Annotated in this window: 13 protein-coding genes; 12 read left to right on the top strand and 1 reads right to left on the bottom strand. The window is 61.8% G+C overall.

Annotation, left to right across the window (positions count from 1 at the left end; genetic code table 11):
* The first annotated feature begins 9 nt into the window (after window positions 1-9).
* From algK to ATI14_RS12165, 12 genes are all read left to right on the top strand, one after another.
* Window positions 10-1524 carry an alginate biosynthesis TPR repeat lipoprotein AlgK gene (gene algK, locus ATI14_RS12220; RefSeq protein WP_370590110.1) on the top strand — a complete coding sequence of 505 codons (1515 nt, stop codon included), beginning with the start codon at window positions 10-12 and terminating at the stop codon, window positions 1522-1524.
* The gene (locus ATI14_RS12215; RefSeq protein ID WP_016974202.1) at window positions 1521-3008 is read left to right on the top strand and encodes an alginate export family protein; all 1488 of its coding nucleotides are present in this window, start codon (window positions 1521-1523) and stop codon (window positions 3006-3008) included. The genes algK and ATI14_RS12215 overlap by 4 nt, the downstream gene beginning before the upstream one ends.
* Window positions 3008-4576 carry a mannuronan 5-epimerase AlgG gene (gene algG / locus ATI14_RS12210; RefSeq protein WP_016974203.1) on the top strand — a complete coding sequence of 523 codons (1569 nt, stop codon included), beginning with the start codon at window positions 3008-3010 and terminating at the stop codon, window positions 4574-4576. Before ATI14_RS12215 ends, algG begins: the two co-directional genes overlap by 1 nt.
* Before the next feature lie 11 nt (window positions 4577-4587).
* Entirely contained in the window at window positions 4588-6036 is a 1449-nt protein-coding gene (locus ATI14_RS12205) for an alginate O-acetyltransferase (RefSeq protein ID WP_080520774.1), read from the top strand.
* Window positions 6037-6044: 8 nt separating this feature from the next.
* Window positions 6045-7154 (top strand): mannuronate-specific alginate lyase, encoded by a 1110-nt coding sequence (locus ATI14_RS12200; protein ID WP_016974205.1) that lies wholly within the window; start codon window positions 6045-6047, stop codon window positions 7152-7154.
* 188 nt (window positions 7155-7342) lie between these two features.
* Window positions 7343-8875 carry an MBOAT family O-acyltransferase gene (locus ATI14_RS12195; RefSeq protein WP_016974206.1) on the top strand — a complete coding sequence of 511 codons (1533 nt, stop codon included), beginning with the start codon at window positions 7343-7345 and terminating at the stop codon, window positions 8873-8875.
* A gap of 11 nt (window positions 8876-8886) precedes the next feature.
* Window positions 8887-10059, top strand: a complete 1173-nt coding sequence (locus ATI14_RS12190; protein WP_016974207.1) for an alginate O-acetyltransferase — start codon at window positions 8887-8889, stop codon at window positions 10057-10059.
* 16 nt (window positions 10060-10075) lie between these two features.
* The gene (locus ATI14_RS12185) at window positions 10076-10732 is read left to right on the top strand and encodes an alginate O-acetyltransferase AlgF (protein ID WP_016974208.1); all 657 of its coding nucleotides are present in this window, start codon (window positions 10076-10078) and stop codon (window positions 10730-10732) included.
* A gap of 185 nt (window positions 10733-10917) precedes the next feature.
* Window positions 10918-12369, top strand: coding sequence for a mannose-1-phosphate guanylyltransferase/mannose-6-phosphate isomerase (locus ATI14_RS12180; protein WP_016974209.1), 1452 nt, complete (start codon window positions 10918-10920; stop codon window positions 12367-12369).
* 321 nt (window positions 12370-12690) lie between these two features.
* On the top strand, window positions 12691-12966 hold the full coding sequence (locus tag ATI14_RS12175) for a DUF3077 domain-containing protein (protein ID WP_016974210.1): 276 nt from the start codon (window positions 12691-12693) through the stop codon (window positions 12964-12966).
* A 155-nt stretch (window positions 12967-13121) separates the two neighbouring features.
* On the top strand, window positions 13122-13586 hold the full coding sequence (locus ATI14_RS12170; protein ID WP_016974211.1) for a hypothetical protein: 465 nt from the start codon (window positions 13122-13124) through the stop codon (window positions 13584-13586).
* Window positions 13587-13600: 14 nt separating this feature from the next.
* Window positions 13601-14413: an SDR family oxidoreductase gene (locus ATI14_RS12165; RefSeq protein ID WP_016974212.1), complete on the top strand. Its 813-nt coding sequence runs from the start codon at window positions 13601-13603 to the stop codon at window positions 14411-14413.
* Here the strand turns inward: ATI14_RS12165 and ATI14_RS12160 are convergent.
* Window positions 14410-15267, bottom strand: coding sequence for a LysR family transcriptional regulator (locus ATI14_RS12160; protein WP_016974213.1), 858 nt, complete (start codon window positions 15265-15267; stop codon window positions 14410-14412). The two genes, ATI14_RS12165 and ATI14_RS12160, sit on opposite strands and share 4 nt — an antisense overlap.
* Between the last annotated feature and the right edge of the window lie 45 nt (window positions 15268-15312).

Below are 15312 nucleotides of genomic sequence, written 5' to 3'. Positions count from 1 at the left end.
ATGCCTGTGATGACTCTTCCAAACACACCATTCCCCCCTGTGGGAGCCGGGCTTGCCCGCGATGGCATCGACTCGGTACACCCGATACACCGAGGTGCCCGCATCGCAGGCAAGCTAGCTCCCACACAATGCAGATCGCATGCAGCCGCCGTGTATTGTGCTCTGGCACTGGCCGTCAGCCTCGCCGGTTGCGCCGGCCTGCCCGACCAGCGCCTAGCCAATGAAGCCCTGAAGCGCGGCGACACCGTCACCGCCCAGCAGAATTACCAACAACTGGCAGACCTGGGTTACAGCGAAGCCCAGGTGGGTCTGGCCGATATCCAGGTGACCACCCGCGATCCCGAGCAGATCCGCCAGGCCGAAGCCACCTATCGAGCGGCTGCCGACACGTCGCCCCGCGCCCAGGCTCGCCTCGGTCGCCTGCTGGTGGCCAAACCCGGCGCCACCGAAGCCGAACAGCACGAGGCCGAAGGCCTGCTGAAAAAAGCCTTTGCCAATGGTGAAGGCAACACCCTGATCCCGCTGGCCATGCTGTACCTGCAATACCCCCACAGTTTTCCGAACGTGAATGCCCAGCAGCAGATCAGCAAATGGCAGGCGGCGGGTTATCCGGAGGCCGGGCTGGCCCAGGTGCTGCTGTATCGCACCCAAGGCACCTACGACCAGCACCTGGATGATGTGGAGCGCATCTGCAAGGTCGCGCTGAACACCACCGACATCTGCTACGTCGAACTGGCCACGGTCTACCAGAAAAAAGCCGAGCCGGAAAAACAGGCCGAGTTGCTCAAGCAGATGGAAGCCGGCTACAGCCGCGGCACCGTGACCGCGCAGCGCGTGGACAGCGTCGCTCGCGTACTCGGCGACGCCACCCTGGGCCAGCCGGACGAAAAAACCGCTCAGGCCTTGCTGGAAAAAATCGCCCCTGGCTACCCGGCGTCCTGGGTCAGCCTCGCCCAATTGCTTTACGACTTCCCGGAACTCGGCGACGTCGACCAGATGATGAAGTACCTGGACAACGGCCGCGCCGCCGACCAGCCGCGCGCCGAGCTGTTGCTGGGCAAGCTCTACTACGAAGGCAAGTGGGTGCCGGCCGATGCCAAGGCCGCCGAAGCGCACTTCGAAAAAGCCGTGGGCAAGGAAGTGGCCGCCGATTACTACCTCGGCCAGATCTACCGTCGTGGCTACCTGGGCAAGGTCTATCCGCAAAAAGCCCTCGACCACCTGCTCACCGCTGCGCGCAACGGCCAGAACAGCGCCGACTTCGCCATCGCCCAGTTGTTTTCCCAAGGCAAGGGCACCAAGCCCGACCCATTGAATGCCTATGTCTTCAGCCAACTGGCCAAGGCCCAGGACACGCCAGAGGCCAACGACTTGGCCACGCAGCTCGAAACCCCGCTGACGCCTGAACAACGCACCGAAGGCCAACGCCTGGTGCAACAGGAACTGGCCGCACGCGGCACCCTGGCGCAAAGCACGCTGCAACTGCACGCCCTGCAAGAAGAAGACGGCGAGGAATCCCTATGAAGCTCAACCCCTTCGTCAAGGCCGGTATCGGCCTGACCTTCGCCCTGCTGTGGTCGTGCCCGACTCTGGCCGCGCTGACCGAAGCCAAGAACTTCGGCCTGGAAGTCAAAGCCACCGCGCAATCTGAAGATGACCGCGACCTCGGCACGCAGAAAGGCGGCGACGTCAACGGCATCGGCCTTGACCTGCGCCCCTGGATCTATGGCGAAAGCGGCGCATGGAGCGCCTACGCCATGGGCCAGGCCGTGACCTCCAGCGACATCATCGAGACCGATACCCTGCAACAATCGGCCGACGACACCACGGAGCAATCGAGCAACGACGACCGCAAGGCCAAGAAAAACTACCTGGCCCTGCGCGAGTTCTGGGTCGGCTACAGCGGCTTCACGCCCTACCCCGGCGAGATCCTCAAGTTCGGCCGCCAGCGCCTGCGCAATGACGACGGCCAATGGCGCGACACCAACATCGAAGCGCTGAACTGGACCTTCGACACCACACTGCTCAAGGCCAATGTCGGCGCCGCTGAACGCTTCAGCGAATACCGCACCGACCTCAAGGAGTTGTCCCCCGTGGACAAGGACCGTCAGCACTTCTACGCCGACGCCGCCTACCAGTGGACACCGGGCCAGTGGATCGGCCTGCGCGGTCACCACACCCACGACGACGGCAAGCTCGATTACGCCGAACCGGGCGTGGCCAGCGACCCTTTGGACAAGCGTGAAAACGGCGACCTGACCTGGCTCGGCATCGAAGCCAACAGCGATGCCTACAACTGGCGCAATACCAACACGGTCAACTACTGGGCGAGCATCACCGGCATGAAAGGCGACCGCGACAAGGTCAATGCCCTGAACGCCGACGGCACCCGCCCCACCGAAGCCAAGCGCAGCGATGACGTGAGCGGCTGGGCCACCGACCTCGGCGTGCGCCTGCGCCTCGACCCGCAGTGGCAAGTCGGCGCCGCCTATTCCCGTGCCAGCGCCAACTACGAGCAGAACGGCCTGCAAAGCAACCGTTCGAACTGGACCGGCACCCAGTCCCGCGTGCACCGTTTCGGCGAGGCGTTTCGTGGCGAGATGAACAACATGCAGTCCATGAGCCTGTTCGGTTCCTGGACCCTGCGCGAGGACTACGACGCCAGCCTGGTCTACCACAAATTCTGGCGCGTGGACGGCAACAAGCCGGTAGGCAGCAACGGCATCGATGCCGTGCAGAACAACACCGATGACGTGACCGGCGCGATCCTGTCCAGCACCTCCCTGCCCCTTGAAGACGGCAAGAAAGACCTGGGCCAGGAGATGGACCTGGTGGTCACCAAGTACTTCAAGAAAGGCCTGCTGCCGGCGGCGCTCAGCCAATCGATCGACGAGCCGTCGGCGCTGGTGCGCTTGCGTGCCGGCGTGTTCAAGCCGGGTGATGCCTATGGCAGCCAGGTCGACTCGTACATGCATCGCGCGTTCGTCGACGTGATCTGGAAATTCTGATGGGAGCCTGCGCAATGAATGCTCAAAGCCTACTCGTCGCGGCAATGCTGGTGGCCAGCGCCCCAGCGTTCGCCGACACGACGGCCAAGGCGCCGACCATCGCCAAGGAACTGCAACAGGCCAAGACCTACACCATTTCCAGCCCGCCCACCGCGCCGCTGGAAATGCCCAAGCCGGCCCTGCCGGACCTGTCGGGCTACACCGCGTCGGCCATGGAAAAGAAGATCGTGCGCGGCAAGCCGGGCAAGATCAGCATCCGCCGCATGATGCAAGAAGACGCGCTGAAGGATTTCATCGGTGGCGACAACAAGATGGCCGAATGGGTGGTGCGCCAACACGGCATTCCCCAGGCGATCTTCGTTGACGACGGCTACATGAACCTCAAGGACCTGCTCGGCAAAGTGCCCAAGCAGTACCTCAGTGAGACTTCGCCGGGGGTGTTCCTGGCCAAGCTGCCGATCGTGGTCGGGCGCAAGGGCATCCTGGAAATCGACAAGAAAACCCAGGAGCTGCGCCTGTCCCAGCAAGCCGGTTCGTTTCTGATCAACGACGGGCAGCTGTTCGTACGTGACACCAAAATCACCGGCTGGAATGAAAAAACCAACGGTCCGGCGCTGTTCCAGTCGCCCAAGGAATTCCGCCCGTTCCTGCTGGCCTGGGGCGGCACCGAGACTTACGTCGCCAACAGCAAGATGGCCAGTTTCGGCTACGCCAACAGTAAGTCGTACGGCGTGAGTATTTCCCAATACACGCCGAACATGGCCAAGGTGCTCAAGCGCCCTGAACCGACCGGCTGGATTATCGATTCCGAGTTCTCGGACATGTGGTACGGCTTCTACTGCTATGAAACCACCGGTTTTGTGCTCAAGGGCAATACCTACAAAGACAACATCGTCTACGGCATCGACCCCCACGACCGTTCCCACGGTCTGATCATCGCGGACAACACCGTCTACGGCACGAAGAAGAAGCACGGCATCATCATTTCCCGTGAGGTGAACGACAGCTTTATCTTCAACAACCGCAGCTACGACAACAAACTGTCGGGCCTGGTGATCGACCGTAACAGCGTGAACAACCTGATCGCCGACAACGAGATCTACCGCAACCACACCGACGGCATCACCCTCTATGAGAGTGCCGACAACCTGCTGTGGGGCAACAAGGTAATCAGCAACCGTCGCCACGGCATCCGCATCCGTAACAGCGTGAACATTCGCCTGTACGAAAACACCGCCATGGCCAACGGCCTGACCGGCGTGTACGGCCACATCAAGGATTTGACCGACACCGACCGCGACATCGCCCTCGACCCGTTCGACGCCAAGGTCTCGCTGATTGTGGTGGGTGGTGAACTGGCGGGTAACGGCAGCGGGCCGCTGTCGATCGACTCGCCGTTGAGCATCGAGCTGTACCGCGTGTCGATGCTGGCGCCGACCAAATCCAGCGGCATCAGCTTCTCCGGCGTGCTGGGCGACCGTCAGGAAGAAATTCTCGACCTGCTGGTGCGCCAGCAGAAAGCCGTGCTGATCGACCCTGTCGAACGCCAGACCGAAATGCAGGACTGAGGATGACCCTTATGCACCCACACATGATCAAACTGCTGAGCCTTTCGGGTCTGACCCTCGGCCTGCTCGCGGCCAGCCAGGGCGTGCGCGCGGACGAAGTCAAGGCAACGACTTTCACCGCCGAACCCTGCTGCAGCCTGTGCCCGGCCGCGCATGACGCGAAGAACTACACCACGCGCTACCAGCAGAACTTCACCACCCTGGTGCAAGCCCAGGGCGACTGGCTGTTCCGCACCCAGGAAGACCTGCGCACCGAATTCGACACCAGCCCCGCCGGCTACAAACGCATGCAACAGCTGCACGATGCGTTCAAGGCCAAGGGCGTGGAATTGGTGGTGGTCTACCAGCCGACCCGTGGCCTGGTGAACCGCAACAAGCTCAACCCGGAAGAGAAAGCCAAATTCGATTTCGACAAGGCACTGGGCAACTACAAGACCATGCTCGGCCGTTTCGCCAAGATGGGTTATGTAGTGCCGGACCTGTCGCCGCTCACCAATGAGCAACTGCCGGATGAACTGCCGGCCCACGACTTCTACTTCCGTGGCGACCAACACTGGACGCCGTACGGCGCCCAGCGCACGGCGAAAATCGTCGGCGCAAAAGTGCGCGCCATGCCCGAGTTCGCCGACATTCCCAAGCGCGAATTCGAGACCAAACGCTCTGGGCGCATGGGCAAGACCGGCACCCTGCACAACATGGCCGGGCAACTGTGCGGCACCAGCTACGCGATCCAGTACATGGACCAGTTCACCACCGAGCCCAAGGGCGAAGCGGGCGACGGCGACCTGTTCGGCGATTCGGGCAACCCGCAGATCACCCTGGTGGGCACCAGCCACAGCGGCAAGAACTACAACTTCGCGGGTTTCCTGGAACAGGAAATCGGCGCTGACATCCTCAACGTCGCTTTCCCCGGCGGTGGCCTGGAAGGCTCGATGATCCAGTACCTGGGCAGCGATGAATTCCAGAAGAGCCCGCCGAAGATCCTGATCTGGGAATTCTCGCCGCTGTATCGCCTCGACCAGGAAACCATCTACCGCCAGATGATGGCGCTGCTCGACAACGGCTGCGAAGGCAAGACCGCGCAGATGAGCGCGAGCACCACCCTCAAACCCGGCAAGAACGAATTGCTGGTCAACAGTTCGAACAAAGACCTGCGTAACGCCAGTCACCAGGTTGATATCCGCTTCGCCGACCCGTCGGTGAAAACCTTGCAAGCCACCCTCTGGTACATGAACGGGCGCCACGAGGACCTCAAAATCGAAAAACCCGAAACATCCGATACAGACGGGCGTTTCGCCTTCGAACTGCGCACTGATGAAGACTGGGCCTCGCAGAACTTGCTGGCCGTGGAAGTGCAAGGCCCCGAAGCGGGCCAGGCCGCGCAGAAGGTTGAAGCGAAAATTTGCACACGCAACGTATTCCCAAGCGGTGGTCAGCAGACCGCCCAACTTGGGCAATGAGGTTACCTATGCAGAAGTTATTGATGCCATCGTTGCTGGGCCTGGCGATCTTCGCCGGCGCAGCCAACGCCGCCGCCCCACTGCGTCCGCCCCAGGGCTATTTCGCCCCGATCGAGGCGTTCAAGACCGGCGATTTCAAGAATGACTGCGACGCCATGCCGGCGCCGTACACCGGCTCGCTGCAATTTCGCAGCAAGTACGAAGGCTCGGACAAGGCCCGCGCCACCCTGAACGTGCAATCCGAAAAAGCCTTTCGCGACAGCACCGCCGACATCACCAAGCTGGAAAAAGACACCAGCAAGCGCGTGATGCAGTTCATGCGCGACGGGCGCCCGCAGCAGCTGGAATGCACGCTCAACTGGCTCACGAGCTGGGCCAAGGCCGATGCGTTGATGTCCAAAGACTTCAACCACACCGGCAAGTCCATGCGCAAATGGGCGCTGGGCAGCATGGCCTCGGCCTATGTGCGCCTGAAGTTTTCCGACTCACACCCGCTGGCCAACCACCAGCAGGAATCGCAGCTGATCGAGGCGTGGTTCAACAAGCTTGCCGATCAAGTCGTCAGCGACTGGGACAACCTGCCGCTGGAAAAAACCAACAACCACTCCTACTGGGCTGCGTGGTCGGTGATGGCCACGTCCGTCGCCACCAACCGTCGCGACCTGTTTGATTGGGCGGTGAAGGAATACAAGGTCGGCGCCAACCAGGTGGATGACCAGGGTTTCCTGCCCAACGAATTGAAGCGTCAGCAACGGGCTTTGTCGTACCACAACTATGCCCTGCCGCCGCTGTCGATGATCGCCAGTTTTGCCCTGGTCAACGGTGTTGATCTGCGCCAGGAAAACAACGGCGCGCTCAAACGCCTGGGCGACAAGGTGCTGGCCGGGGTGAAAGACCCGGACATCTTCGAGAAGAAGAACGGCAAGGAACAGGACATGAAGGACCTCAAGCAAGACATGAAATTTGCCTGGCTTGAGCCCTTCTGCACCCTCTACACCTGCGCGCCGGATGTGATCGAGCGCAAGCACGGGATGCAGCCGTTCAAAACGTTCCGCCTGGGCGGCGACCTGACCAAGGTCTACGACCCGGCGCATGAAAAGGGCAACAAAGGCAGTTAGTGGCTGATCGTTCCCACGCTCCGCGTGGGAATGCAGCCTGGGACGCTCCGCGTCCCAAAGCGTGACGCAGAGCGTCACAAGAGGCATTCCCACGCAGAGCGTGGGAACGATCACTGCCTCCCCCGAAATCGTGGGGGGGTTTGGGGGGGCTCTGGCCCTTGACTGTGGTTAAACATGGAGAGATCGGGATGGTTTTCTCGTCCAATGTGTTCCTGTTTCTGTTCTTGCCGATCTTTCTCGGCTTGTACTATTTGAGCGGGCAACGCTATCGCAACCTGCTGCTGCTGATTGCCAGCTATGTGTTCTACGCCTGGTGGCGAGTGGACTTCCTGGCGCTGTTCGCCGCCGTCACGCTGTGGAATTACTGGATCGGCCTCAAGGTCGGTGCCGCCGGTGTGCGCACCAAGCCGGCCCAGCGCTGGCTGCTGCTCGGCGTGGCGGTCGACCTGTGCATTCTCGGCTACTTCAAATACGCCAACTTCGGCGTCGACAGCATCAACGTGATGATGAAGTCGGCGGGCCTGGAGCCGTTCATCCTCACCCACGTGCTGTTGCCGATCGGGATCTCGTTCTACATTTTCGAGTCCATCAGCTACATCATCGACGTGTACCGCGGCGATACCCCGGCCACGCGCAACCTGATCGACTTTGCGGCGTTCGTGGCGATTTTCCCGCACTTGATTGCCGGCCCCGTGTTGCGCTTTCGCGACCTGGCCGACCAGTTCAACAACCGCACCCACACCCTCGACAAGTTCTCCGAGGGCTGCACGCGGTTCATGCAGGGCTTCATCAAGAAAGTCTTCATCGCCGACACCCTCGCGGTGGTGGCCGACCATTGCTTCGCCCTGCAACACCCCACCACCGGCGATGCCTGGCTCGGCGCGCTGGCCTACACCGCGCAGCTGTACTTCGACTTCTCCGGCTACAGCGACATGGCCATCGGTTTGGGCTTGATGATGGGTTTCCGCTTCATGGAAAACTTCAAGCAGCCGTACATCAGCCAGTCGATCACTGAGTTCTGGCGCCGCTGGCACATCAGCCTGTCGACCTGGCTGCGTGACTACCTGTACATCACCCTGGGCGGCAACCGCAAAGGCACGTTGATCACCTACCGCAACCTGTTCCTGACCATGCTGCTCGGCGGTCTGTGGCACGGAGCGAACATCACCTACATCGTGTGGGGTGCCTGGCACGGCATGTGGCTGGCGATTGAAAAAGCCATCGGCCTCAACACCACGCCGCGCAGCTTCAACGTGGTGCGCTGGGCCTTCACCTTCCTGCTGGTGGTGATGGGCTGGGTGATCTTCCGCGCGGAAAACCTTCACGTCGCGGGCCGCATGTACGGCGCGATGTTCAGCTTTGGCGAGTGGTCGCTGTCGGAACTCAACCGCGCCAGCCTCACCGGCCTGCAAGTGGCAACCCTGGTGGTGGCGTACGCAACCCTGGCGTTCTTCGGTCTGCGCGACTTCTACACCAACCGCCCGGCCGACAAAACCAAGCCGGCCGACCCGAGCCTGATCAAGGCCGTACCGGGCGACAACCCCGGCAGCATCCACCAGCCCGGTTTCACCGTGGGCCGGGACGCCGCCGTGCAACCGGCCTACTGGACCGCTGACCTGCCTCGCTACGCCATGCGCGGGGCGGTGCTGCTGCTGTTCGTGGCGTCGATTCTCAAACTGTCGGCGCAGAGTTTCTCGCCGTTCCTTTACTTCCAATTCTGAGGGAGCCGACCATGACCCGTTCATTACGCGTCCTCTATATCGCGCTGTTCCTGCTGGTGCTGCTGGCCCTGGGCGCCTGGTCGCTGCGCAGCTTCTTCGGCTTCAGCACCAATGCCGACGCCACCGTGCTCAACGGTCGCTGGACCAAAGCCGTCGAGACCCATTACGACGACGAGTTCCCGATCAAGCGCCTGGGCACCAACCTGTGGGCGGCGCTGGACTACAAGCTATTCAATGAAGGCCGCCCTGGCGTGGTGCTGGGCCGCGATCACTGGCTGTACAGCGACGAGGAATTCAACCCCACCGTCAATGAAGACCAGAACCTGCAAGGCAACTACGCGCTGGTCGAAGGCGTGCGCCAGAAGCTCAAGGCCCAGGGCATTCAACTGGTCATGGCGATTGTGCCGGCCAAGGTGCGCCTGTACCCGGAGCATCTGGATGAGGTGAAACCGGCGAGCATCCACGCCAACCTCTACCAGGACTTCCACGCCCGCGTCGCGGCCGACAAGATCATCGCCCCCGACCTGCTCGGCCCGCTGCAACAGGCCAAGCTCGGCGGCAAGCAAGTGTTCCTGCGCACCGACACCCACTGGACGCCGGACGGCGCGGAAATCGCCGCCAAGCAGTTGGCCAACGTGATTGCAGCCAAAACACCCCTCAGTGGCGAACCACAGCGCTTTGTCACCGAAGCCGAGAACACCGCGCCGCATAAAGGCGACCTGCGCCTGTTCCTGCCGCTGGACCCGCTGTTTGAAAACCTGATGCCGCCTAAAGAGCCGCTGGAAAAACGCGTGACGCACCTGGCTGAAAACAAAGGCGACGACGCGTTATTTGCAGACAGCGAAACGCCGGTGGCACTGGTCGGCACCAGCTACAGCGCCAACCCCAACTGGAACTTCGCCGGCGCGCTCAAGCAAGCCTTGCACAGCGACGTCATCAACTACTCCGAAGACGGCCACGGCCCGATTCTGCCGATGCTCAGCTACCTGAAAAGCGACGACTTCAAGAACAGCCCGCCCCAGGTGCTGATCTGGGAGTTCCCTGAACGATATCTGCCCGTCAACAACGAAATCGGTGACGCCGACCCGCAGTGGGTTGCGCAGCTTAAACAAGCCGGTTCGCGCCAACAGAACATGGCACTCAACACCACCAAATCCGAGACGCCCGACCGGGCGCAAAACTGAAAGAGAGGTAACTCACATGACTTTCACTACTACTCCTCGTCGTCTCGCCAAGACTCTGGCTATCGCCGCCGGCATGAGCTTCGTATCGATGTCCGCCTTCGCCGGGGGCGATGCCGCCCTCTACGGCCCGACCGCGCCAAAAGGCTCGAGCTTCGTGCGGGTCTATAACGCGTCAAACCAGGAAGTCAGCGCCACCGTCGGCGCCACCAACCTGAGCGACGTTGCGCCCCTGGCCAGCAGCGACTTCAGCTTCATGCCCGGCGGTGACTACAGCGCCAAAGTCGGCAGCCAGACCGTGCCGGTCAAACTCGCCGCCGACCACTACTACACCCTCGTCAACAGCGGCAGCGGCCAGCCTCAGCTGATCGAAGAGCCGCCGTTCAAGAACAAGCAGAAATCCCTGGTGCGCGTGCAGAACCTCAGCGACAAGGCACTGACCCTGAAGACCGCTGACGGCAAGACCGATGTGGTCAAGTCGGTGGCCGCCAAGGGCCGTGGCGAACGTGAAATCAACCCGGTGAAGGTAAGCCTGGCGTTGTATGACGGTGACAAGAAAGTCGGCGATGTGAAGCCGGTGGCGTTGGAACGTGGTGAAGCGGCGGTGCTTTATGTGACGGGCTCCGGTTCGAGCATCTCGCCAGTCTGGGTGAAACGCCCGGTGTCGACCCGCTGATTATTTCCCTGAGTTGACACGCCCCTTGTGGGAGCTGGCTTGCCTGCGATGGCAGTCTTGAAGGCGCCATCGCAGGCAAGCCAGCTCCCACACTGTCCGCGTTTCGACTCAGGACCGAGACAAAAACAAGAGTGAAACGACAAACCTTCGTAGCTCTGACCCAACTCGATTCAAGGAGAAACAGCATGATCCCAGTCATCCTTTCCGGTGGTAGCGGCTCACGTCTTTGGCCGCTTTCCCGTAAACAGTTCCCCAAACAATTCCTGGCCCTGACCGGCGAGCACACCCTGTTCCAGCAAACCCTGGAACGCCTGGTGTTCGAAGGCATGGACACCCCGATCGTGGTCTGCAACAAGGACCACCGATTTATCGTCAACGAGCAACTGAGCGCCCGCAAGCTCGATTGCCAGCGCATCCTGATGGAGCCGTTCGGCCGCAACACCGCGCCCGCCGTGGCCCTCACCGCGATGATGCTGGTCAATGAAGGCCGCGACGAGCTGATGCTGGTGCTGCCCGCCGACCACGTAATCGATGACCAGAAAGCCCTGCAACGCGCCCTGGCCCTGGCCACCGTGGCGGCCGAGCGTGGCGAGATGGTGCTGTTCGGCGTACCGGCGACCCGCCCGGAAACCGGCTACGGCTACATCAAGTCCACCAACGATTCGCTGCTGCCCGAAGGCGTCAGCCGCGTCGAGCAGTTTGTGGAAAAACCCAATGAAAAACGCGCCGTCGAGTTCGTCAAAAGCGGCGGTTACTTCTGGAACAGCGGCATGTTCCTGTTCCGCGCCAGCCGCTTCCTCGAAGAGCTGAAAAAACACGATCCGGACATCTACGACACCTGCCTGCTGACCCTCGAGCGCAGCGAGCAGACCGCCGACACGGTAACCTTCGACGAAGCCACCTTCGCCTGCTGCCCCGACAACTCCATCGACTACGCCGTGATGGAAAAAACCCAGCGCGCCTGCGTGGTGCCGTTGAGTGCCGGCTGGAGCGACGTGGGTTGCTGGGCGTCGCTGTGGGCGGTCAACGATAAAGACGCCAACGGCAACGTGAGCAAGGGCGACGTGGTTATTCAGGACAGCAAGAACTGCATGATCCACGGCAATGGCAAGCTGGTGTCGGTGATCGGCCTGGAAAACATCGTGGTCGTGGAAACCAAGGACGCGATGATGATTGCCCACAAGGACAAGGTCCAGGGCGTCAAGCAGATGGTCAACACCCTCAACGAACAGGGCCGCAGCGAGACCCAGAACCACTGCGAGGTCTACCGTCCGTGGGGCTCCTACGACTCGGTGGACATGGGCGGGCGCTTCCAGGTCAAGCACATCTCGGTCAAGCCGGGCGCGTGCCTGTCGCTGCAAATGCACCACCACCGCGCCGAACACTGGATCGTGGTCAGCGGCACCGCGGAAGTCACCTGTGACGAAAACGTGTTCCTGCTCTGCGAGAACCAGTCCACCTACATCCCGATTGCCTCGGTGCACCGCCTGCGCAACCCGGGCAAGATCCCGCTGGAGATCATCGAAGTGCAATCGGGCAGCTATTTGGGCGAAGACGATATCGAGCGGTTCGAAGATATCTACGGCCGCTCGACGCCGGTTGAGCGCGGTGTGTCGGTGAAAACTATCGCGCAGTAAAACAGTCGTACAAGAAGCCCTCGCCCAGCCCATTGCGTCCCCTATCCGCAGTGGGTTGGGTGGGGGCTGATCGTTCCCACGCTCTGCGTGGGAATGCCGCTTGTGACGCTCCGCGTCCCGCCCTACTCGCACGACGCAAGCCCTGCGCAACGGTGACGCGGAGCGTCACGGGATGCATTCCCACGCAGAGCGTGGGAACGATCGAACCGCTATCATTGACCCTTCTTCCTATCCTGCCTATCCTCGCGCCTGTCACGACTCATTCGTGATGAGGTTTGACGGCCTCGAAACATAGGATCCCATTTTTTCAGGAGATCCATCATGTCCAAACAAACCACCCGCCTCACCCCATTCGGCCCCAGCGACCGCAGTAAAGCACCGCTTTTTTCCGTACAACCCGGCATCCCCATCGAACATGCGCTGGAACATGCCAGTTATGTGTTGGGCACCGCGCGCGTGCTCACCCTGGTGGCTCAAGACTTGTGTACTGAACACCAGAGCTACCTGAATTGGGCCAGCCTGCAATTGGCTGAAACCGGTTTGGCCTTGGTTGAGGCCTCCATTGATGGCTTGCAGGCAGATTCTTCCGCTCAGTAAGTAAGTCATCGCAGGCAAGCCAGCTCCCACAGTAGACTGCATTCCGATGGGTACTGTGGGAGCTGGCTTGCCTGCGATGGCGTCCCAAAGAACACCTGATAGTCAACCTGCCCGCCCCACAGTAGGATGGCCTATCCATTCCTGAGGCAGCCCCCATGTTCTTCGGCGTTCTCCTGATCATCACCTGGCTGATCCTGCTGCTGCGCTACCCCGCCAAGGCCTTGCCGGTGTCCCTCGCTGCCGCCGTCGGCCTGGGTTTTGTCGCTGTCTGGGTCGTCTGGCTGGACAATCGCGAAGCCTCGCAACTGGCGCGTCTGGAACTGCGCATCACCTACGCACCCGAGGAATGCCCCGCCGACCGCCCGTTGAAACTGGTCCTCAACAACGGCAACGACGTGCCGCTGACCGAACTGCGCTGGCGTCTCGCCGCCTATGCGCCGGGCGACACGGTGAACCTGGCCGATAACGTCTACGCTGCACCCCGCTACCGTGGGCCCGGTGAATTGCAGGCCGGTGCTACCTGGGACGATTGCCTGCCCACCCCGCCTTTGCGCCCCGGCTACCGTGCGCAAACCCTGGAATTTCGTGCCGAACACCTGCAAGGCAGTTTCTCGGACTGACAAAGGAATGCTCCATGCCCAATGTACTGATCACCGGTTGCTCCAGCGGCATTGGCCGCGCCCTGGCCGACGCCTTCAAAGCCGCCGGCTGTGACGTGTGGGCCAGCGCCCGCCGCCCGGAGGATGTCGCCGGTTTGTCGGCCGCCGGCTTCAACGCCGTGCAACTGGACGTCAACGACGGCGTGGCGCTCAAGGCGCTCGCCGAACAGATCGGCGAGCTGGACGTGCTGATCAACAACGCCGGTTATGGCGCGATGGGCCCGCTGCTCGACGGCGGCACAGAAGCCATGCAACGCCAGTTCGAAACCAATGTGTTTTCCATCGTCGGCGTCACCCAGGCGCTGTTTCCCGCGCTGCGCCGTGGCAAGGGGTTAGTGGTGAACATCGGCAGCGTCTCCGGCGTGCTGGTCACGCCGTTCGCCGGTGCGTACTGCGCGTCCAAAGCGGCCGTGCATGCCTTGAGCGACGCACTGCGCATGGAGCTCGCGCCATTTGGCATTCGAGTGATGGAAGTGCAACCAGGCGCCATCGACACCCGCTTCGCCAAAAACGCCGGTGCCCAGGCCGAGCTGTTAATCAATGAACAGTCGCCCTGGTGGCCACTGCGCGAAGGCATCCGTGCGCGCTCTCAGGCTTCGCAGAACAACCCGACTTCCGCCGAGCAGTTTGCAACCCGGGTACTCAAAGCCGTCCAACAAACCAACCCGCCTCGGCTGTTGCGCGCGGGCAATGGCAGCCGCGCGCTGCCGTTGATGGCCGCCTTGTTGCCCAAGGGCTTGCTGGAGAAGGTGTTGAAAAAACGCTTCGGGCTCGCCGGCTCGCTCTAGCCCTTCATAAAATCAATGAACGCCCGCACCTTCAGCGGCAAATGCCGCGTATCCGGATACATCGCGTAAACCCCTTGCGGGGCGAAGCGATGGTCCGGCAACAGGCGCACCAGCCGCCCCGCCTCCAGATCCGCCTGCACCAGCCACTGCGGCAGCACTGCAACGCCGTGCCCGCGCACGGCGAAGGCCTGGAGCACGGCGGCGCTGTCGGCGACCAGCGCGGTTTGACCCGCTCGGTAGGGGTGTTCAATACCTGAAGGGTCGGTCACTGCCAGCTCCGTCAACCTGCCGTGCCCCAGCCTTGGCGCCTGCTCCAGATCATCAAGCGTTTTAACCCCGGCGAACGCTGGCGCTGCGACGGCGAATACGTGGAATGTCGACAACTGCACCGCGCGGTGATTGGAGTCCAGCAGGCGGCCCAGTCGAATGGCCACGTCAAAACGCTCGGAGATCAAATCCGCGTGGGTCGAGGATGTGGATAAGTGAATGTTCAAATCCGGGTGCAGGCGGCGGAATGCCTCAATCGCCGGCGCCACCACCGCCAGCGCGTATTCCACGGTGGTGGTAATGCGCAGCGTGCCTTTGAGCTGGGCATGTTCGCAACGGGCTTCTTCCACCGCCAGTTGCGCTTCTTCCAGCACCCGCGTGCAGCGCTGATAGAACCGCTCGCCCGCATCGGTGAGTGCCAATTGGCGCGTGTTGCGGGTCAGCAGCGTGACGCCGAGTTCGGCTTCCAGGCGTTTGAGATTGAAGCTGACCACCGCGCGGGTCTGGCCCAGCCGGTCGGCGGCAGCGGTCAGCGAGCCGGCCTCGACCACGGCCTTGAAGGTGTCGAATCGGTCCAGGCTGACCATCGGTCGCGCCCTCCTTTGTCAAAATATTTTTGACAAACTAGCAGG

Source organism: Pseudomonas tolaasii NCPPB 2192 (assembly GCF_002813445.1).
Taxonomy (GTDB): Bacteria; Pseudomonadota; Gammaproteobacteria; order Pseudomonadales; family Pseudomonadaceae; genus Aquipseudomonas; species Aquipseudomonas tolaasii.
Note: the sequence above shows the minus strand (reverse complement) of the source record. Positions and strands in the feature narration are given on the sequence as shown.